This is a genomic window from Thioclava atlantica (assembly GCF_000737065.1).
GTDB lineage: Bacteria > Pseudomonadota > Alphaproteobacteria > Rhodobacterales > Rhodobacteraceae > Thioclava > Thioclava atlantica.
Window position 1 is genome coordinate 1 of sequence record NZ_AQRC01000024.1, and the last position, 17,630, is coordinate 17,630.

The following is a 17,630-nucleotide window of genomic DNA, read 5'->3' on the forward strand; positions in this document are numbered from 1 at the left end:
GGAGTACAGGTGGCCGAAAAGAGCTTAGCGTAGGATTTAGCACCGTCCGGCAGCAGACCCCTTGCCTGTGCCGGGAGGGCCATAGAGCAGTATGTGCACGCCTGGTTGGCGCTTTGCCAGCGCCTTGGACAGCAGTTCACGCATCAGGTCCGCATCTTGGCTTAGGCCTTCGAAGTCTTGCCATTGAGCCTGCGGCGCAGCCGCACGCGGGAACATCAGGGCGATCAGGTCGGAAATGCTATCCACTTCGGCAAGTAGCGCGAGGGTCAGGCGATCAGACAGATCGAACGGCATCCGGCGGTGACGCCCGCCGCTGTTGCGCTGCACCAATCCCGAGCAAGTGAGGCGACCGGATGCCCGCATGGCTGTGCGGATTTCAGGCTCGGGCACCGCGCAGAACCACGACAACAGTAGCGGCACCGTGACTTCTCTGGTTTCCAGCGCGCCATCGACGACATGCTCGAAGCCATCGAACAACTTGTAGAACGCGACGAAGGTCAGCATGGATGTTTCGGCAGGGGATAGCCCGAAATGCTCGCCAAGAAGGGTAGCATTGCGCTGAACGATCTCGCCCTCGCCGCCCCCGGCGCTCGGCGCAAGGTCGTGCGCGATGGTCCTGATCTTGTTCCACCATTGCGAGCTTGGTCGGCTACGGGGCCGTTCGGGACATTCGACTTCGGTCAGGTACTCCAGCCAGCCGGGCAGTTCCTTTGCGATACGGCTGGCGGGACCGAAACGGTTGGCCAATCGGACGATCAGATCGAGAGCGAGGTGTTGTTCGTGCGTCATTATTCATCTCCGTCGTTTCAACAGAGATGTCACGGCCATACGTCAAATTTGGACAGATGGCTTCGATCATGTAGAGTACGGTCCACCGATTTCGGTCGTCAGGCTCTGTCCGTCGTCAGGATTTGTCGGACTTCTCGGTCTGTCTTGTAGCGGAGGCGCTGGTTCGGTTTCTGTTTGAGTTTAGGCGGTCGCGTCCTGGTGCTGCAACCAGCGTTGTGTATTGCCATGGTTGCGTGACGTTTCCGATTTGAAGCGGCATGCGGGAGTGCTATCCGAGAACCCGTCTAATCTCTTCAGATCTCTGTCTGTTTTGAAGTCGCAGCCCCAATCTCATTCAAGTCACCGCTGAATCTCGCCTGCCAGCACCGCTCGTCCGTGCACCGCCAAGGTTGCTGAAAACCTCTGACACCCGAACTTGCGAATCACATCGAGTACACGCGCTTCGTAGGCAGCGTGTCCGATCAAGCGACACAAGTCGGACGCGTGGAACTGGCGGTTCGCAGTTGGTGCGGCTTGCATCTGTCTCAGCAATTCGCGCTCTTTGGGATCCGTTATTGGTCTGGCGGGCGGCTTGACCGCGGGACGAGTTGGAGTTCCCCACGAATTTCGCCATCGGCGCATGAAGCCAAGCAGGAAGCCGGCCGGCACCCTGCCGTTGCCTCGGGATCGGTTGAAGGCGAGGAAGCGATCCCAGATGACCTGGGTGTCGATGTTCCAGCAGGGCAACGTGGCCTTCGCCGCTTTGATGAGCTCTGCCCAACTGGTCTGAAAAACGTTCGAACTCGCGGTGATATCGATCAGCCCTGAGAAGATAGTTTTGTTATTATTATCTCTAGATAGTGATGTGTCGTCTTCACCTGACACGAGATCATGGGGTTCACTCTCCTTGTCGAAGGCGGAAAACCGAAAGATCCAGGGCGCGAACTTGCCATTCGGCTTCGCCCGCTCGAGCTGCAACTCCGACGTCTCAAGTTCGCTCAAAAGAACCGAAAGATATTGTCGTGAAACACCCATCCTCTCCGCTAGGGCAGAGAGGGTGAAGGCTGCCGTTCCGCGCGACAAACCGTTGTAGCCATCCTTCCAGGCGATGGCATCGAGGATGAGGGTAGCAAGCTTGTGCGCTGCAACAGAGAGATTTGTCTGCGTGATCCGTCGCAGGATCAGGCCGGTCGTAGGTTCCATGGTCGAGGTCTCCTTGGAGAACCGACGCCATGTCGTGAGACAACAACATTCTTGCCAGCAAAACAACTTTGCTGGTTGCAGGTGTTTTAGCGGTGCGCTAGGAAACTCTTGTTCACGGAGTTTTCTAGCACGGCGTCAGGCTTCACGGTCTGGCGTCGTCTCCTTTTCGGGGGTTTTGCACAGCCTTACGTGCGGGGTTGAGATGACGCGCGCGGCAAAACCGCGCGCAGATTTTGTCAGTAGCGAACTTCTTCAGAACCATAGTTCCCGGCGTGATCACGCCAGTCGACGAAGACGGAACGGTAGAAGTAGCTGCCACATCCATTCGGGATGCTCAGGCCGGATGCGGCTGGCACCTGGCCCACGGTGGATCTTGTCCATCGGTAGTCGCCCTGCACGCCGTAGGACCCCAATCGCGTCGAGTCGCTGCGATTGCAGTCGCCATCTCGGTTTTCATGCTGGCGGTACTGGATGTGATAGACCCGTATGCTGCGCACGAAATCAAAGGCGTCGCCTGAGATGTCGATGTCAGCTTGCTCATCTGCTTGGACGTGAACAAGGGGTATCGGAGTCGATTCCTGCGGTTCGGGCGGATCGCGGAACGTGGTGTCATTAAGGCGTTCCATAGGCGACATCGGGCTGGGATCGTTGAACGACACACCCATCGGACACCGCCAGATTTGTAAGGGCGGCTCGATCGGCCATGGTGTGATCCGCCGAATGAAGACCGCTCTGGCATGCGCGCAGGGCGCGGAGGCAGGCCAGCCGCCCGCAAGGCAGAGGAGGATTGCACAGTCGACCTGATAGGCTTGAGCCGGACCTGACGAGGCCATTAGTCCGGATATGGTTAGTGCCGTGGCTGTTGCCACGCTGTGGATCACGTGCTTCATGATGCCGACTCCATCTATAATGGTGCAGCGATACGAAACAACATTAATGATAGCAAGAAGATTTGATTGATGGTTGCTTGCGACTGTTCGCTTGTGTCGCTTGACCGCTTCCAAGATCTGACGCCGGTTCTGGCTGCTTCTGCGTCTTGAAAGTGGCCAAAATTGCGGACCCCTTTCACGTTAGCTGCTAAACAAACGTCTGTTACAAAGGGGAAATTGGGTGTTCCAATGTGGCCGCGAAAGTGGTCACGGAAGGACAGATCGAATGAGCCCTCCAAACCGCGTGGCGCAGCGCTCGTGGCCTCGGGAAGGGCTGTATCGGGAAACTGCCGGGCCCGGCTCTCCGCATGGAATCCGGGATCAGAAGGGCGGGAGCAGCCAGCGAGCCGATTTGGGGCCCAAGTTGGGATCGAGCATGAGCTTGAATATCTATGTCAGTATCTGATACGATTGAGCATGGATAGGAGAGTCTGATGCCAAACGTCCACCTGACCGAACCGATGCAGAAATATGTGCAGGCGCAGATCGAGTCCGGCGCCTACGCCAATCTGAGCGAAGTCGTGCGCGCCGGCGTAAGGATGCTGATGGAGAAGGATGGCGCCCGGCAGTTCTATTCCCTCAAGGCCGACCTAGAGGAAGCAGCCTCCCTGGCCGAAAATGGGGATTTCGCCGAGTTCGATGCTCATGCCTTCGAACCGGATGCGTTTGATCGCTGACCCACATGACTATTCGGCTTTCCGGTCGGGCCAGGGCCGACCTTGAAGAGATCCGTGCCTACACCGTCGAAACTTGGGGTAGGGATCAATGGCTCGTCTATTACCGCCAGTTGGTTAACGCCTTCGAGCAGATCACCGGGGATCCCGACCGGGGTCGGGACAGGAGTCTCTTCGTTCCGGGGATGCGGTCCGTCAACTGCCAACGTCACGTGATCTTCTACAAGCGGCTAGATGCCGCGGATGGGGCGGCAGTCATCCTGCGCATCGTGCACCAGCGCCGCAACATGCCCGCGCTCGTCTACTACGAGGGTCTCGACGGCGGTTAAGCTCTTGCGTTTCCTCATTTCAATGGCTCGACCAGTCTTCCATAGTCTTCACTGACCTCGTGAAACGCGCGTTGGCGCCCGGCATTGAGGCAACGGAAGTAGTCCTACACATCGGCAAAGTGGATCTCAAAATCGCTCAAACCCGACCAATTTGAATGTTGGAAGCGCTAAGAATTACTGCTTCGATACCTGGTCATCACGCGAGCACTCAATTCCCATTGTGATCATGTTGATGTGGCTCGGTTTTTGTGCGCTGAAGAAACCAATGCTCAAAGATCAATACACAAGCCATGATCGCGAATGCGACCACTACAATCATTGGATCGCTCTGCCACTTTAGTGAAGCGAATACGACAAGCACGATCGCGTCGAGACCGATTGCAGTCAACATGATCCATCCATGCGCAGAAAGCTCGGCCCTAAGGTTTCGGTACACTCCCCAGTGAATAACCATATCCATTACAAGGTAAAAGAAGGCCCCCATAGAAGCTATTCGGCTAACGTCGAAGAGAATGGTCAGCAGGCTCGCAATCACTACTGTGTAGATCAGTGTATGGTCGCGGACTCCGCCTGACATCCCAAAATGACTGTGCGGGATCAATTTCATCTCTGTCAGCATTGCCAACATACGAGATACCGCAAAGATGCTGGCAATCACGCCTGATGCAGTTGCGATCAAAGCGAGCGCGACGGTCAGATAGAAGCCCGTTTCCCCAAGGGACGGTGCTGCCGCTTCCGCGAGCGCATAGTCTTTTGCTTCGACGATCTTGCCAAGCGGCAAGCTGCTTCCCACCGCAAATGCTACCAAGAGATACACCACTACGCAGACCGCCAATGAAATGATGATCGCGCGTCCGATGTTGCGGTGTGGGTCCACTATCTCGGCGCCGCTGTTGGTGATTGTCGTGAACCCTTTGAATGCCAGAATTGCCAACGCTGTGGCACCAACAAATCCACTGAGACCCTGTGAAGCTGTTCCATCTCCTGTTGTGCCAAAAGTAAACCCGCCGGCCCAAAGCGCAGAGATCCCAAACAGAGTGATACCGCCAACTTTCAGTACGGCGAGCAATTGGGAAATCCAGCCTACAGAGCGGTTGCCCGAGATGTTGACGACATAGGCTGCGATAATGAGAGCAACGCCTATTGCCGGAACCAGTAAGCCATCTGGTGCAATGCCCAGTCCACGGAGCAAATAGTTTGCGAAGGTCCGTGCGACTAGGCTTTCGTTAATGACCATTGACAGAGCCATAAGCAAAGCCGCTGCAGCGGCTACGGCGGTTGGTCCATAGGCCTTTTGCAGGATCATTCCAATTCCGCCAGCTGACGGGTAGGCATTGGACATTCTTATGTAAGTGTAAGCGCTGAAGGCTGTAACGATGGCTCCAACGATGAACACAAGTGGAAAGGTAGGGCCGGCCAGTTCCGCAATTTGGCCTGTGAGTGCCAGAATTCCGGCGCCAATCATGACACCAGTCCCCATGGCGACGGCATCCCAAAGAGAAATGCTGCCCGCTTTATAGTCGCTATTCATCGTCGATCTGCTTTCTATTTTTGAGGGTCAAAAAGACAAAAGGCAGTGCTGTCACAACCCCAAGTCCTATCGTGATCCATTCAGCCGTTCCCCAATCCCCTGACATGGCCACAGCTCCAAAATGGGCAAGAACAAAACTCGCCGGCAAAATCCCGGCAAAAGTTGCCAGCATGAAGCGCCATAGATGAAGTTGGCTCAAGCCCGCAACATAGCTGATTGCATCGAAAGAAACGAATGGAAGCAGGCGGGACGCAAACACTGATAACATCAGAGCCTTTTGCGACCCCAACAGCCCGAACTCTGAATATTTACCCAAAAAACGCCGAACTGTGCTTCGACCGAGTTTTCGCGCGATGACAAATGCGATTGTAGCACCGAGCTCCGAGCCTATGGCTACGTAGGCGGCTCCGAGATAGTGGCCAAATGCAGCCCCGGCGGCTAGTGCGATTGGTGCGCTCGGTATGGGGCTTGCGACAATCGCGAGGGCCATGAGTGCAATAACCGCGAGGGGGCCAACGGCTCCGGCATTTTCAATATGGCGCTGCACTTCAGCCTGTGAAAAGGCGACCCCAAGATTGCTCAGAGAAACCGTGCCCGAAAAAAGGCCGAAAACTGCAAGAGACAGAACAGTTGCTATCGCCAAACAACCAATCAGGCGACCATATCCCCATGCTTGCACGATCATGTGACCGTGAACTGCGCCATCATTCCTCCATCTTCGTGTTCAAGGATGTGACAGTGATACATGAAGGGATTGGCGCGATCTGCCGTCTGCTCAAAGCTGACCAGGATATCGACACGGCCATTTACGAGCACGGTATCCTTCCAGCCAGAATTTTGTATGCTTGGTTTCTTTCCGTTTTCGGCGAGCACCTGAAACCTCACGCCATGAACATGAAACGGGTGCATCATCATGTTTGAGGAGACTTGCCAAATCTCGGTCGCCCCCTTCGAAAGAGACAAGTCTATCCTCCCCATGTCGAAGGACTGCCCATTGATCGCAAACCGATCATTCGACCTACGCATCATCATGCCCATCCCCATTGGCATATCGAGTGTGATCTGACGTGTATTGACTGATCGGGCCTCACTGTCAGGCAGGACGCCGCCCAAGTCGGCGGGTATTTCCAGAATGCGGGCAGGAAGTCTCACATCCACACCAAAGGGTAGAACTACGAAGCTCCCCCCAGCAGTGCTCGCGCCGCCCATCATCCCACCCATCATCTGATTGGGATTTGCAGAGGATACCAGCGTGCCAGCCTCTCCTCCCGAAAAATCGACGAGGACTTCGTATCGTTCGCCGGGAGCGATCACGAGGGACTCAATTGCGACAGGTTGATTAAGATAGCCACTGTCCGTCGCGATGAGGTGCATCTCGCGACGGTCAGAAAACGATAGGGGATAAATCCTCGCGTTCGAGCCGTTGAGCAAGCGCAAACGGACAATACCGCGAGGGACGACAGCCTGGGTGCCTAGCTGACCGTTAACAAGAATGACATTTCCCATGAAACCCATCATCTGATCTGGCATAGACAGGCCATAATCGATGCGGCCCTGCCGGTCGAACCGGCGGTCTTGCAGAACCAATGTCAAATCATCGACGCCGTATGAGATCGGGAGACCCCGAGCATCGTCCCGACCGTCATCAACGTGGATCACACCGGCCAATCCCCTTTGAACTTGTCGTCCGGTGTCGCCATGAACGTGCGAGTGGTACCAAAGAGTAGCGGGTGGTTGTGTCAGATCCAGTTCGGGAGACCAAGTCGTGCCCGGTTCAATCGTCTGGTGTGGGCCGCCGTCAACTTCGCCGGGTATCAGCATACCGTGCCAGTGCACCGAGATTTTCTCTGACAGCGTATTGTCGATCTGTGCTTGCGTCGAAGCTCCTGCGGGAAGACGTAGTGTAGGCCCCAAAAAGGATTGGTTGAACCCCCAGGTTTCGCCGCCGCCCAGTCCTGTAAAATCGGTCTTGCCCTTTTGGGCAGTCAGACGGAAATGCCGATCGCGGGTTGCGTCGAGCAATGGTGGCATAGCCAACGCCCTGACACTCTCCTGTGCGATGGCCGCCAGCGGACCTGTGGCAAACGGCAGGCCAGCCAAGCCGGCGATGAAGGCTCTACGATTGGTCATGGTATAGCTTGTGTCTCACGCTAGCTCACTTGGGAGGGCGGCCAGTGCGGCTTCTCTTGTTACTGTCGGCAGACCTTGCTCGATCCAGCCGGATCTCCCCGGGGCGCCAAGCATCCCGCCTACGGCGTCAACAAAGCCGGCAGCTTTCGCTTCACGCAACTTGCTCATTACGAGACCTGAGCGATGGCCGGTCCGACAAATCAGGGCGACCGGGCGTCCCGCAGCAAGATCGCGGGCGGCGAAGAGGCGCTCCCCGAACCGCGGATGGGTCATGTCGATTGGCCACGCCCCCTCCGCGACGCCGGTATCTTGCCATTCCTCGGGTCTGCGGATGTCCACAAGCCTTGCCAAATCGCTTTTCAGCGCATCATGGAGAGTATCGAGCGCCCATACGTCATGGTTGTCAGCCCAAGCTGGCGAATAGGCAAGCAAGGTGCTCGATGCGAACAGGCCAAAAGTTTGACGGCGGCTCAGCATGGTCTGCCTCCTCAGTTTAGTTTATGCGTTGTCAACCGCAGATCGCAGCATATCGCGCACCTGCGCGGCGACTTCGTGCAGCTTCTCATTCTCGACAGCGGCCATCGAAGCCACAGGATCAACAGCGCTGATTTCAGTGCCGTTTTCGACCGTCCGCAAGATCACGTTGCAAGGCAGCATCGATCCTATACGGGGCTCCAGCCCAATGGCCTCCCATGCCATATGAGGGTTGCACGCACCCAGAATGCGGTATCCATCCATGTCGCGGTCAATCTTTTTCTTCATTGTTGCCTGGACGTCGATTTCGGTCAGTACACCAAATCCCTTTTCTTTCAGGGCTTCGCGCAGGCGCATCTCCGCATCATCAATCGCCGTATTGGGCAGATGTCTGTTGTAGGTATAACTCATTTTGAGCCCTCTCGATCTTGTTCAGGCAAACCCAAAGCGCCGAACCGTTGACGGGCTTGCCTGAATGGGGAAATTCTGAACGACGGGGTTCAGTTGTCTTGGTCCGTCATCATTCCGGGATTTGCTGTCATACCCTGTGCCATGTTGTCGGCAGGGGCGACTATTTCGCCTTGAGAAATCTGGCCGTCGCCATCAGCATCGAGCATCTGGAAACGATCGACCATGGTCTCGCGCATCGCCTTGGCGTGAAGCGACGCGAATTCGTCAATCGAGAGCGTGCCGTTACCGTCGGCGTCATAGTCCGACAGCATCGACTGAAGGCCCTCATGCGCCTCTTCGGGAGACACTGCGCCGTTTCCATCCATATCGAACATTGACATCATGTTGCCCCCCATCATCGGGAACATACCTTGACCGGTTGTGCTTGGTCCCATGATGCTGCCGTTTCCGCTCATCATGCCCGAATGCATTTGCATCATCATGCGCATCATGCCGTGCATCATCTGAAGATGCTCGGCCATCTGACTGGGATCCATCATGCCGCCACCCATCAGCATTCCGGGCCCGCCCGTCCCTGCCATCGGTTGAGCAAGTACATTGGGAGAGACGCTTTCAGCGCCCGCAGCTTGGTGATGGCTGTCATCGGCGAGCGCAGCACCTGCTGTGAGAACGGCAACCAGAAGACCGGTAGAAATTTTTGTTGAGTAGGACATTTTGAAGCCTTTCCTTCTTTTGACCTCATACAACTTGGCATCAAACATTTGAATGTAAGGACGTACACCCGTGGATTTGTATCCGTCTGTCGCAATGGACAGGGGCTGATACAATTGGCGACAAAAAGGAACCTGACCGTCTGATTTCCAATGCTTTAGAAGGGCCCCATGCAACACGCGCCACATATTCTCGTCGTGGATGACCATGAACAGATCCGGAAAAGTGTAACCCGCTATCTGGAAAAGAATGGCATGCGAGCAACCGCTGCCAAGGATGCGGCGGAGATGGACGCGAAGCTGGCTGTCGGAAGCTTCGACCTACTGGTCCTGGATATCATGATGCCTGGCGAGGATGGCCTTTCCGTTTGCCAACGTCTGTCAAGCGAAGGGCGACTGCCGATCATCATGTTGACCGCGCTCGGTGAAGATGCGGACCGTATTGTCGGTTTGGAGATCGGTGCGGACGATTATCTTCCCAAGCCGTTTAATCCACGCGAACTCCTTGCGAGGATCAAAGCCGTCCTGCGAAGAAGCGAGCACAAAGAAGCCTTCACCGGATCTCTGAGCGGCCGCAAAGTCCGCTTTGCACACCTTACCTTGGATGTAGACCGGCAGGTGCTTCTCGACGACGCGGGACAAGAGACCGCTCTTACGGTCGCAGAATTCAAACTGCTGACGGTCCTTCTGGAGCGCCCTCGGATGGTGTTGAGCCGCGATCAGTTGCTAGATCTTTCTCAGGGCATTTCCGCTGGTCCGTTGGACAGGAAAATTGACAACCAGATTTCGCGCCTTCGGCGAAAGCTCGAGCCCGACATTCTCCGTCCACGTATTATCAAGACGATCAGAAGCGGCGGCTACTGCCTGTCGGTCGACGTCGAGGTGTCCGAATGATCTGGCGGCTCCTACGATCTCTCCGGATCCAACTCGTTCTTCTCATCATTATCGCGTTGGGGATCGCACAGTTTGTCAGCCTGTGGCTCTTCGCCGATGAACGAAGCCTCGCCATACGGGCTGCTCTTGGGTTTGAGGCAGCTGGACGAGCGGCAAATGTTGCGCGCTTGATTGAAGAGGCACCCGCTGACCTGCGCCCATCAATTATCCGCGCGGCGAACTCGCCCCTTGTTCGCTTTGACCTCGGGACGAAGCCGCTTGTGCAACATAGCGACCATTCGGATGGCGGGTTGGTTGAAACCCGCGTCCGCGCACTCCTGAACGACAGCTACAGTCGCGACATTCGTGTAGAGCTTCACCAGATCCAAGGCGCGATCCTGCCGCTACCGAACCTGTCGCACGAAATGACCGAGATGCACTTGGCCATGATGCGAGGTGAACTGTCCGCTATCGAGATGAACCTTTCAATTTCGATCGCCGGTGGCCAGTGGTTGAACGTAAGTACGCGCTTTGAGCGTCCGCCGATCCAGTGGCCGCTTTATTCCATGCTGACATTTGGTCTGACGGCAATGGCCCTGTTGGTCGCAGTGAGCTGGTTTGTCATGACCGGACTGCTGGGCCCTCTGCGGCGATTGGCCGGGGCGTCGGAACGATTGGGGCGTGGAGAAGACATAGACGCGTTGCCAGAACGGGGACCCCAGGAGGTTCGGGAGCTGACCGCTGGTTTCAACCGCATGCAGGACAGGCTGACACGGTTCGTTGCCGACCGAACGAGGGTTCTGGCGGCCCTTGGACATGATCTTCGATCTCCGCTTACCGCAATGAGAGTACATTCAGAAATGGTAGAGGAAGACGAAACCCGAGAGAGTCTCGTCGCAACCGTCGAAGAAATGCAGTCGATGGTGGAAGCAACCCTTACCTTCGCGAAAGGTCTCTCAGGGAACGAACCAATGCAGGATGTTGACCTGCAATCGTTCCTAGAAGCTCTGCGGGGGGATATGGTCGTACCGTTTGTGCTCTCTGACGGCCCCGAAGTCACGGTTCGATTGCGCCCCAATGCCATTCGACGGGCATTGCGAAACGTGATCGAGAACGCGGTGCGCTACGGCGGGTCCGCAACGCTGGGCTGGATATCAGCCGATGGGGAAATAGAAATTTCCGTCACTGACAGAGGGCCGGGGATTCCAACCGCAGAATTGGAACGCGTATTTGACCCATTCTTCAGGCTTGAAGAAAGCCGATCTCTGGAAACCGGCGGGCATGGGCTGGGCCTGTCGATCGCAAGGTCCATTCTTCGCGCGCAGGGTGGGGAGATCAGTCTGGCGAACCACCCGGACGGCGGGCTTATCGCGACAATTCGATTGCCAGTTGCTGAAACATGAAATGACAGAAAAGGAAACCGACATGCTTAGACTTACCAACACAACCGCAGCATTCACGCTGTTCGCGACGGCCGCCATGGCGGACCCAGGCGGAGATTATTACGGCCACATGTGGGGCGGTGGATTTGGAATGCTGGGAGGGCTGATGATGATCGTGTTCTGGGGCGTGATTATTGCGCTGATATTCTTCGCCGTTCGCTGGTTCAGCGAAAAGGACCGTGTTTCCGGGTCTAGTGCTCAGGACATTCTCAGGGATCGCTTCGCGCGCGGTGAGATTGATGAAGACGAGTATCGCAAGCGCAAGGCCGCTTTAGACGACTGAGAAACTGATCACCAGTCGATCCCACTGCCAAAGATCATGAGGCTCCTATGACCCCGGAACTCGGCCATTTTGTGCTGGCCCTCGCATTGGCGTTGGCCATCGTCCAATCGACTATTCCTCTTTTCGGCGCGGCCCGGGGCAATCTTCTCTGGATGCGTTCAGCCCGGTCAACTGCTTTTGGGCAGGTCGTCTTCGTCGGACTTGCCTTTGCCGCCTTGATGCGCGCTTTTGTTGTCTCTGATTTCACTGTTTTGAACGTCGCGAACAATTCGCATTCGCTGAAACCAATGATCTTCAAAGTCGCGGCGACTTGGGGAAGTCATGAAGGATCGTTGCTGCTCTGGGTCTTCATTCTGACCATCTTCGGTGCTGCGGTTGCTGCTTTCGGCTCAAACCTACCGGAAACACTTCGAGCGCGAACTTTGGCAATGCAGGCATGGATCAGCGTCGGGTTTCTGTCCTTCCTTCTCTTTACATCCAATCCGTTCGAGCGCGTCTTTCCTCCGCCGCTTGATGGCGCTGACCTCAATCCTCTGCTCCAGGATATCGGCCTCGCGATGCACCCGCCGCTGCTGTATTTTGGATATGTCGGCTTCTCGATCGTCTTTTCGTTTGCAGCCGCAGCCTTGATCGAGGGACGGATCGACACAGCCTGGGCAAGATGGGTTCGACCCTGGACACTGGCCGCGTGGATCAGCCTGACTGCGGGGATAGCTCTCGGATCGTGGTGGGCATATTACGAACTGGGTTGGGGTGGATGGTGGTTCTGGGACCCGGTTGAAAATGTCAGTTTTATGCCCTGGCTTCTCGGGACAGCACTTCTCCATTCGGCGATTGTCACTGAAAAGCGTGACGCGTTCAAAAGCTGGACAATCCTGCTCGCGATCTTGACGTTTTCGCTGTCACTCCTCGGCACATTTGTGGTTCGGTCTGGCTTGCTGACCTCTGTGCATGCTTTTGCCGTGGATCCGGAGCGAGGCCTATACATTCTTGGCCTGCTTGCGATTTCAATTGGTGGCTCACTTGCACTCTATGCGTGGCGGGCGCCAATGATGGAAGGTGGCGGGTTGTTTAAGCCGATTAGTCGAGAGGCAGGGTTGTTGCTAAACAACCTGATCCTGGCTACAGCGACTGGCACGGTTCTGTTCGGTACGCTTTATCCGCTGTTTCTCGAAGCCGTTTCTGGTGACAAGATTTCCGTCGGTCCGCCGTTCTTCAATGGCGCGTTCGTACCAATGATGCTCCCCTTGGTTTTTGTCATGGGTCTCGGGCCGTTTTTGTCCTGGAAACGAGCCGATCTGGTCGGAGTGCTTCAACGTGTCCGCTTCGTGGTGGTGCTGGCGGTGCTGGCAACGCTCGCAATTTGGTATTTCGCCAAAGGCGGGCCCGTGTTGGCATATCTTTCGATCCTCATCGCGCTTTGGTTGTTTTTTGCTTCCTTACGTGAATGGGCGCTGCGGGTTCGTTTGTTCGAGGTTCCGCTCCAGGAAAGCATCCGGCGTGCCCGCAATTTGCCCCGCGCGGCGCATGGAATGACGCTCGCTCATGCGGGAGTTGCGGTCTTGATGATCGGCATGATTGGCTCTTCGGTTTGGAAATCTGAAGAGATCGCATTTGTAGAGCCCGGCACGAGTGTCAACATTGCGGGATTTGATGTCACATTTGAAGGTGTGCAGCGCGTTCGTGGCCCGAACTATATTGCGGATCAGGGAACCCTGCGCGTCGAAAGGGGCGGCTCTTTCGTGACGGCTCTCAAACCTGAGCGGCGCAGCTATCCGGTCGCACAAAGTACGACAACAGAATCGGCGATACGGTCAACCCTGGCGGGAGACCTATACGCTTCGATCACGGAACCCTCTCTGGACAAAGCCGAAGAGAGCGGTGCCTGGACTCTGCGTATTCTCTATGAGCCATTCGTCGGCTTGCTTTGGTTGGGTGCGGCCATGCTTGTCATAGGCGGCAGTCTGTCCTTGTCCGATCGCCGCTTCCGTGTCGGGGCACCCCAAAGCTCCAAGGCACGATCCACGAAACCGGTCGCAGCGGAGTGAGCAATGAAACGAGCTGTAGCGATTATTCCCTTGGTACTGGCAGTGATTGTCGGCGGATTTTTCTTGTGGGGCCTGAATCCCAATCGTGACCCAAGCGAGATTCCTTCGGTTCTCATTTCTCAGCCAGCTCCCTCGTTCAATCTCGGGCCGGTGCCGGGTCTTGATGTACAGGGACTGTCTCGGGAAAACCTGCTCGGAAACCCAACGCCAGTCGTCGTCAATGTCTTCGCTTCCTGGTGCGTTCCCTGTCGTGCCGAACACGCGGTTCTGAGCGCTTTGGTTGAGCGCGATGGCGTGCGTTTGTTCGGGATCAACTACAAGGATCAACCCGCAGACGCGGTCAATTGGCTTCGAAATCTCGGGAACCCGTACGAACGTATTGGCTCGGATCTGTCAGGTCGTGCCGGGATCGAGTGGGGGATTTCGGGTGTGCCCGAGACATTCATTGTCGGAGGCGATGGAACGGTGCTCTACCGATACGTCGGCCCGATCGTCGGTGAAGAGGCTGTATCAGCCTTTCGCCAAGCTCTCCGACAAGCGGGTGTGTTAGAGGAGAGGAGCTGACATGCGTAGTTTCTTCCTTGTGTTGGCACTCATCATGCCAATGTCTGCGCAGGCTGTTGAGCCCGACGAAATCCTCTCCGATCCAATCCTCGAGGCTCGGGCACGGGAGGTTTCCAGGCAGCTTCGCTGCGTAGTTTGCCAAAATCAGGATATTGACAGCTCGAACGCCGGCGTTGCGCGCGACCTACGACTTTTGGTCCGGGAACGGTTGGTTGCGGGTGACACGAACGAAGATGCAATTGCTTTCATCCAAGCGAGATACGGCGACTACGTTCTACTGAAGCCTCCGTTTAAACCCGAGACCTACGCTCTCTGGTTTACCCCCCCACTCCTTGGGCTCTTGGCTCTGGGGATCGGTGGCGGCATCCTGATGGGCTCTCGAAAAAGAAAAAAAATCGCAGACCTGAGCGATGACGAGGAGGCCGAGGTCGCACGCATTTTCACTTCATCCAGCGAAGGGGACCACCGATGATATGGATTGCAATGGCAGTCCTCGCCTTGACTGCCTCAGGGATTGTTGCGGCTTCGGCGTGGAAGCCTGCCTTGGTGCAAGGTCCGGCCGAAGACAGGACTCTCGCAGTTTTGAAGGACCAGTTGTCTGAAGTCGATCGGGATGCTGAACGCGGCCTGCTTTCAGTCGCAGAGGCGCATGCGGCGCGACAGGAAATCAAGCGGCGGGTTCTCTCCGTGGGGAGAGTAAAAAACACCGGGGAATCCAGCGGCGGCGGCAGGGTCATACTCATGGCTGCTGCGGTCTTTGTGCCGCTGTTCGCGGCGGGGTATTACAGTTTTGCTGGAGCGCCAAACCTATCCAGCATCGCTTTCGAGGATCGCCAGGCAGAGGTCGCGCAAAATCGTGAAATCGAAGCGTTGGCGCAGAAGCTATTGCAGCGGTTGCAGGCGGATTCAGAAGGCGGAGCCTTGGAGGGCTGGATGCTCCTTGGACAGACCTTCATGAAATTGGGCCGCGCTTCGGATGCCGCATCGGCCTACGAGCGTGCAACACAATCCATGAATGCCGATTCTGCTGTGTTTTCGATCTATGCGGAAGCTCTCATCGTTTCCGAACAGGGGATCGTGACACCCCAAGCGAAGCGGGCCATTGCAAGAGCACTTGAGCTCGATCCGACCAATCCTGCTGGAACTTTTTACGATGCTGTCGGGCTTGCGCAAGCGGGTGCGAATGAGCAGGCCTACAATCGTCTTCTCACGCGATTGGACGAAGTGGATGGGTTCGCACCCTGGATGGAAACATTTGTCGCGGAAGCAAACCGGATAGGTGCGGCACTAGGCCGAGCGCCTATCAGTTTGTCGGATTATGCTCCAGTAATGTCAGGCAATTCGCCCGGCCCCACTGCTGCAGATGTCGAAGCGGCCAGCCAGATGGATGATGTCGATCGAGATGCATTTATCCGATCCATGGTGGAACGTTTGGCAACACGCCTTGAGGCTGAACCAGACGATATCGATGGATGGATGCGTCTTGGCAGGGCCTACAGGGTGCTCGGCGAAACTGACCTCGCCTTGAACGCGTACAGTCGAGCCAAAGAGCTATTGGTGCCCGTTTCCTCCGAAGACCCGCGCCAAAGTGTCATTTTGCAGTCCTTGGAAGAACTCCAGTCGGGCCAATAGCCCGCGGAAGCTTCACTCGCGATGAACAAACCATGAGAGAGCACGAACGGCGTATGTGCACGATCCGACCTCACCCGAATGACTAGAAAGAATGTCCATGCCTTTGTCCGCACTTCCGTTCCCAAATATCGGGCCGGATATATTTTCGGTTGAGATCGGCACGTTTACGTTGACTCTCCGCTGGTATGCGTTGGCCTATATCATCGGCCTTCTCGTCGGCTGGAGAATTTGTGTTGCCACGGTCAAACGCGCCGCTCTGTGGCCTGCATCGGGCGCCCCGCTAACACCGCGCCAAATTGAGGATCTTTTGACCTGGATTATCATCGGGGTGATCGTTGGCGGGCGGTTAGGGTTCGTGATGTTCTATCAGCGCGGGTTCTATCTTGCCAATCCGTTAGAAATTCTGAAGGTCTGGCAAGGGGGAATGTCATTTCATGGTGGGTTTGCTGGAGTAACCATTGCCGCGCTTGTTTATGGCATCCGTCAGCGTATGCCGCTCCTGAGCATGGCTGACCTTCTCGCTCTGGCAACGCCTCCGGGCTTGTTCTTGGGCCGGATCGCAAATTTCATAAACAATGAACTATGGGGCCGCCCATCGGACATGCCCTGGGCCGTCATATTTCCCGGTGACGCAGCGCAATCATGCCCGGGAATAACCGACATTTGCGCACGGCATCCTTCGCAACTGTACGAAGCCCTTTTGGAAGGCCTGTTGCTTGGCTTCGCTCTCCTATTCCTTGCGTGGCGGCGCGGATGGCTTAGGACACCAGGGGCAATTTGCGGGCTCTTCCTGGCCGGATATGGTTTTGCGAGAAGTTTTGTAGAGTTGTTTCGCCAGCCCGACGCTCAATTCGCAGACGTGAACAATCCGATTGGGTATGTTGTGCAGTTTGGTGACTGGGGGCTTACGATGGGGCAAGTCCTTTCCTTGCCGATGTTAGCCGCGGGATTTGGGTTACTTTGGCTGGCGCAGAAGCGGTCCGCCATAGGATCGGCATCTTAGGGCGCAAATGAAACTTTCGACGCATTGCCTTATTCTACTGCGATATCCCCTGACGCTTCAGTCGTGATCCTCCTCACCCATTTGGTGCATCATTTCTTCAATCTTTTCGGGGATGTCGCCGGCAGAGAATGCCTTCTGTTCTTCGGAATCGTGAACGAACGCGATGATATCGGCAAGCTCCTGACCTGTGAATTCAATTTGCCCGCCGAGCTCATCCTCTTGGGCAGCGACCATCGCCGGCGCGCCGCGCCACATTCGGGCGGCAAATTCAAACGGGTTCATTGGCAGGTCCATATACGCTGCATCAAGGGCGGGGGCATCCTCGCCTCCGACCCCGTTGATAGAATGACAAACGACACAGCCTTTCGAGGCGAACAGCGCACGCCCCTTGGCTGCATCCATGTTTGGCAGGAACAGTCCGGAGCTCATCATCTGACTCATCGCCCCATTATCTGTCATATGCCCGCTGTCTTGGGCGCCGACTGGCAGCCCCCACACCACAGCAATGGCTAAGATCATCTGTCTGGAAATGTAGGTCATTTTGGTCTCCTTGGTTTGCAGGTTGCGCACACCGGGGTCATCCGGTCACCGATTCCGATAATATCCGGTCGGTCATTCCGATTTAA

20 protein-coding genes are annotated in these 17,630 nt (G+C 56.1%); 10 read left to right on the plus strand and 10 right to left on the minus strand.

Annotated features, from left to right (window positions below):
- Window positions 1-36: 36 nt before the first annotated feature.
- The 3 genes from DW2_RS18390 to DW2_RS18400 all read right to left on the minus strand — a co-directional run bounded on the left by DW2_RS18390 (window position 37) and on the right by DW2_RS18400 (window position 2,861).
- Window positions 37-789, minus strand: a complete 753-nt coding sequence (locus DW2_RS18390; RefSeq protein WP_038148873.1) for a P-loop NTPase and SpoVK domain-containing protein — start codon at window positions 787-789, stop codon at window positions 37-39.
- A gap of 339 nt (window positions 790-1,128) precedes the next feature.
- Complete coding sequence (locus DW2_RS18395) at window positions 1,129-1,971, minus strand: hypothetical protein (RefSeq protein ID WP_038148874.1); 843 nt, start codon at window positions 1,969-1,971, stop codon at window positions 1,129-1,131.
- A gap of 236 nt (window positions 1,972-2,207) precedes the next feature.
- Window positions 2,208-2,861, minus strand: a complete 654-nt coding sequence (locus DW2_RS18400; protein WP_051693628.1) for a hypothetical protein — start codon at window positions 2,859-2,861, stop codon at window positions 2,208-2,210.
- 473 nt (window positions 2,862-3,334) lie between these two features.
- Here DW2_RS18400 and DW2_RS18405 point away from each other — a divergent pair, with 473 nt between their 5' ends.
- Both DW2_RS18405 and DW2_RS18410 read left to right on the plus strand, forming a co-directional pair.
- Window positions 3,335-3,577 (plus strand): type II toxin-antitoxin system ParD family antitoxin, encoded by a 243-nt coding sequence (locus tag DW2_RS18405; protein WP_028095408.1) that lies wholly within the window; start codon window positions 3,335-3,337, stop codon window positions 3,575-3,577.
- A 5-nt stretch (window positions 3,578-3,582) separates the two neighbouring features.
- Window positions 3,583-3,903 carry a type II toxin-antitoxin system RelE/ParE family toxin gene (locus DW2_RS18410; protein WP_028095409.1) on the plus strand — a complete coding sequence of 107 codons (321 nt, stop codon included), beginning with the start codon at window positions 3,583-3,585 and terminating at the stop codon, window positions 3,901-3,903.
- A 208-nt stretch (window positions 3,904-4,111) separates the two neighbouring features.
- On the opposite strand, the gene DW2_RS18415 is transcribed toward DW2_RS18410, so the two are convergent.
- The 6 genes from DW2_RS18415 to DW2_RS20240 form a co-directional block, all read right to left on the minus strand.
- A complete protein-coding gene (locus DW2_RS18415) occupies window positions 4,112-5,434 on the minus strand; it encodes an APC family permease (RefSeq protein WP_028095410.1) in 1,323 nt (440 codons plus the stop codon).
- Window positions 5,427-6,119: a TVP38/TMEM64 family protein gene (locus DW2_RS19560; protein WP_028095411.1), complete on the minus strand. Its 693-nt coding sequence runs from the start codon at window positions 6,117-6,119 to the stop codon at window positions 5,427-5,429. Before DW2_RS19560 ends, DW2_RS18415 begins: the two co-directional genes overlap by 8 nt.
- A complete protein-coding gene (locus tag DW2_RS18420) occupies window positions 6,116-7,564 on the minus strand; it encodes a multicopper oxidase family protein (RefSeq protein WP_028095412.1) in 1,449 nt (482 codons plus the stop codon). The genes DW2_RS19560 and DW2_RS18420 overlap by 4 nt, the downstream gene beginning before the upstream one ends.
- Before the next feature lie 15 nt (window positions 7,565-7,579).
- Entirely contained in the window at window positions 7,580-8,041 is a 462-nt protein-coding gene (locus DW2_RS18425; RefSeq protein WP_035367136.1) for a rhodanese-like domain-containing protein, read from the minus strand.
- Window positions 8,042-8,062: 21 nt separating this feature from the next.
- A complete protein-coding gene (locus DW2_RS18430; protein WP_009573613.1) occupies window positions 8,063-8,449 on the minus strand; it encodes a DUF302 domain-containing protein in 387 nt (128 codons plus the stop codon).
- A gap of 89 nt (window positions 8,450-8,538) precedes the next feature.
- Window positions 8,539-9,369 carry an EF-hand domain-containing protein gene (locus tag DW2_RS20240; protein WP_229861857.1) on the minus strand — a complete coding sequence of 277 codons (831 nt, stop codon included), beginning with the start codon at window positions 9,367-9,369 and terminating at the stop codon, window positions 8,539-8,541.
- Here DW2_RS20240 and DW2_RS18440 point away from each other — a divergent pair.
- From DW2_RS18440 to lgt, 8 genes are all read left to right on the plus strand, one after another.
- Window positions 9,331-10,053 (plus strand): response regulator, encoded by a 723-nt coding sequence (locus DW2_RS18440; RefSeq protein WP_009573615.1) that lies wholly within the window; start codon window positions 9,331-9,333, stop codon window positions 10,051-10,053. The genes DW2_RS20240 and DW2_RS18440 overlap by 39 nt on opposite strands.
- The gene (locus DW2_RS18445; protein WP_028095414.1) at window positions 10,050-11,435 is read left to right on the plus strand and encodes an ATP-binding protein; all 1,386 of its coding nucleotides are present in this window, start codon (window positions 10,050-10,052) and stop codon (window positions 11,433-11,435) included. Before DW2_RS18440 ends, DW2_RS18445 begins: the two co-directional genes overlap by 4 nt.
- A gap of 22 nt (window positions 11,436-11,457) precedes the next feature.
- Complete coding sequence (locus DW2_RS20105) at window positions 11,458-11,757, plus strand: SHOCT domain-containing protein (protein WP_198431755.1); 300 nt, start codon at window positions 11,458-11,460, stop codon at window positions 11,755-11,757.
- A 47-nt stretch (window positions 11,758-11,804) separates the two neighbouring features.
- Window positions 11,805-13,805: a heme lyase CcmF/NrfE family subunit gene (locus DW2_RS18455; protein ID WP_028095416.1), complete on the plus strand. Its 2,001-nt coding sequence runs from the start codon at window positions 11,805-11,807 to the stop codon at window positions 13,803-13,805.
- 3 nt (window positions 13,806-13,808) lie between these two features.
- Window positions 13,809-14,369 (plus strand): DsbE family thiol:disulfide interchange protein, encoded by a 561-nt coding sequence (locus tag DW2_RS19565; protein ID WP_038068298.1) that lies wholly within the window; start codon window positions 13,809-13,811, stop codon window positions 14,367-14,369.
- 1 nt (window position 14,370) lies between these two features.
- Window positions 14,371-14,841 carry a cytochrome c-type biogenesis protein gene (locus tag DW2_RS18460; protein WP_028095417.1) on the plus strand — a complete coding sequence of 157 codons (471 nt, stop codon included), beginning with the start codon at window positions 14,371-14,373 and terminating at the stop codon, window positions 14,839-14,841.
- Window positions 14,838-16,001 (plus strand): c-type cytochrome biogenesis protein CcmI, encoded by a 1,164-nt coding sequence (ccmI, locus tag DW2_RS18465; protein ID WP_038068299.1) that lies wholly within the window; start codon window positions 14,838-14,840, stop codon window positions 15,999-16,001. The genes DW2_RS18460 and ccmI overlap by 4 nt, the downstream gene beginning before the upstream one ends.
- 97 nt (window positions 16,002-16,098) lie before the next feature.
- The gene (gene lgt / locus DW2_RS18470; protein ID WP_028095401.1) at window positions 16,099-17,004 is read left to right on the plus strand and encodes a prolipoprotein diacylglyceryl transferase; all 906 of its coding nucleotides are present in this window, start codon (window positions 16,099-16,101) and stop codon (window positions 17,002-17,004) included.
- Window positions 17,005-17,061: 57 nt separating this feature from the next.
- Here lgt and DW2_RS18475 read toward each other — a convergent pair whose 3' ends face one another.
- A complete protein-coding gene (locus DW2_RS18475; RefSeq protein WP_028095400.1) occupies window positions 17,062-17,544 on the minus strand; it encodes a c-type cytochrome in 483 nt (160 codons plus the stop codon).
- Between the last annotated feature and the right edge of the window lie 86 nt (window positions 17,545-17,630).

Excerpts from the sequence above, each read along its gene's own strand:
- DW2_RS18445 (WP_028095414.1), top strand. The coding sequence starts at position 10,050 with ATGATCTGGCGGCTCCTACGATCTCTCCGGATCCAACTCGTTCTTCTC.
- DW2_RS18460 (WP_028095417.1), top strand. The coding sequence starts at position 14,371 with ATGCGTAGTTTCTTCCTTGTGTTGGCACTCATCATGCCAATGTCTGCG.
- ccmI (WP_038068299.1), top strand. The coding sequence starts at position 14,838 with ATGATATGGATTGCAATGGCAGTCCTCGCCTTGACTGCCTCAGGGATT.
- DW2_RS19565 (WP_038068298.1), top strand. The coding sequence starts at position 13,809 with ATGAAACGAGCTGTAGCGATTATTCCCTTGGTACTGGCAGTGATTGTC.
- DW2_RS19560 (WP_028095411.1), bottom strand. The coding sequence starts at position 6,119 with ATGATCGTGCAAGCATGGGGATATGGTCGCCTGATTGGTTGTTTGGCG.
- DW2_RS18390 (WP_038148873.1), bottom strand. The coding sequence starts at position 789 with ATGACGCACGAACAACACCTCGCTCTCGATCTGATCGTCCGATTGGCC.
- DW2_RS18430 (WP_009573613.1), bottom strand. The coding sequence starts at position 8,449 with ATGAGTTATACCTACAACAGACATCTGCCCAATACGGCGATTGATGAT.
- lgt (WP_028095401.1), top strand. The coding sequence starts at position 16,099 with ATGCCTTTGTCCGCACTTCCGTTCCCAAATATCGGGCCGGATATATTT.
- DW2_RS18425 (WP_035367136.1), bottom strand. The coding sequence starts at position 8,041 with ATGCTGAGCCGCCGTCAAACTTTTGGCCTGTTCGCATCGAGCACCTTG.
- DW2_RS18420 (WP_028095412.1), bottom strand. The coding sequence starts at position 7,564 with ATGACCAATCGTAGAGCCTTCATCGCCGGCTTGGCTGGCCTGCCGTTT.
- DW2_RS18395 (WP_038148874.1), bottom strand. The coding sequence starts at position 1,971 with ATGGAACCTACGACCGGCCTGATCCTGCGACGGATCACGCAGACAAAT.
- DW2_RS18475 (WP_028095400.1), bottom strand. The coding sequence starts at position 17,544 with ATGACCTACATTTCCAGACAGATGATCTTAGCCATTGCTGTGGTGTGG.
- DW2_RS18455 (WP_028095416.1), top strand. The coding sequence starts at position 11,805 with ATGACCCCGGAACTCGGCCATTTTGTGCTGGCCCTCGCATTGGCGTTG.
- DW2_RS18400 (WP_051693628.1), bottom strand. The coding sequence starts at position 2,861 with ATGAAGCACGTGATCCACAGCGTGGCAACAGCCACGGCACTAACCATA.
- DW2_RS18405 (WP_028095408.1), top strand. The coding sequence starts at position 3,335 with ATGCCAAACGTCCACCTGACCGAACCGATGCAGAAATATGTGCAGGCG.
- DW2_RS20240 (WP_229861857.1), bottom strand. The coding sequence starts at position 9,369 with ATGGTCATCCACGACGAGAATATGTGGCGCGTGTTGCATGGGGCCCTT.
- DW2_RS18410 (WP_028095409.1), top strand. The coding sequence starts at position 3,583 with ATGACTATTCGGCTTTCCGGTCGGGCCAGGGCCGACCTTGAAGAGATC.
- DW2_RS18440 (WP_009573615.1), top strand. The coding sequence starts at position 9,331 with ATGCAACACGCGCCACATATTCTCGTCGTGGATGACCATGAACAGATC.
- DW2_RS20105 (WP_198431755.1), top strand. The coding sequence starts at position 11,458 with ATGCTTAGACTTACCAACACAACCGCAGCATTCACGCTGTTCGCGACG.
- DW2_RS18415 (WP_028095410.1), bottom strand. The coding sequence starts at position 5,434 with ATGAATAGCGACTATAAAGCGGGCAGCATTTCTCTTTGGGATGCCGTC.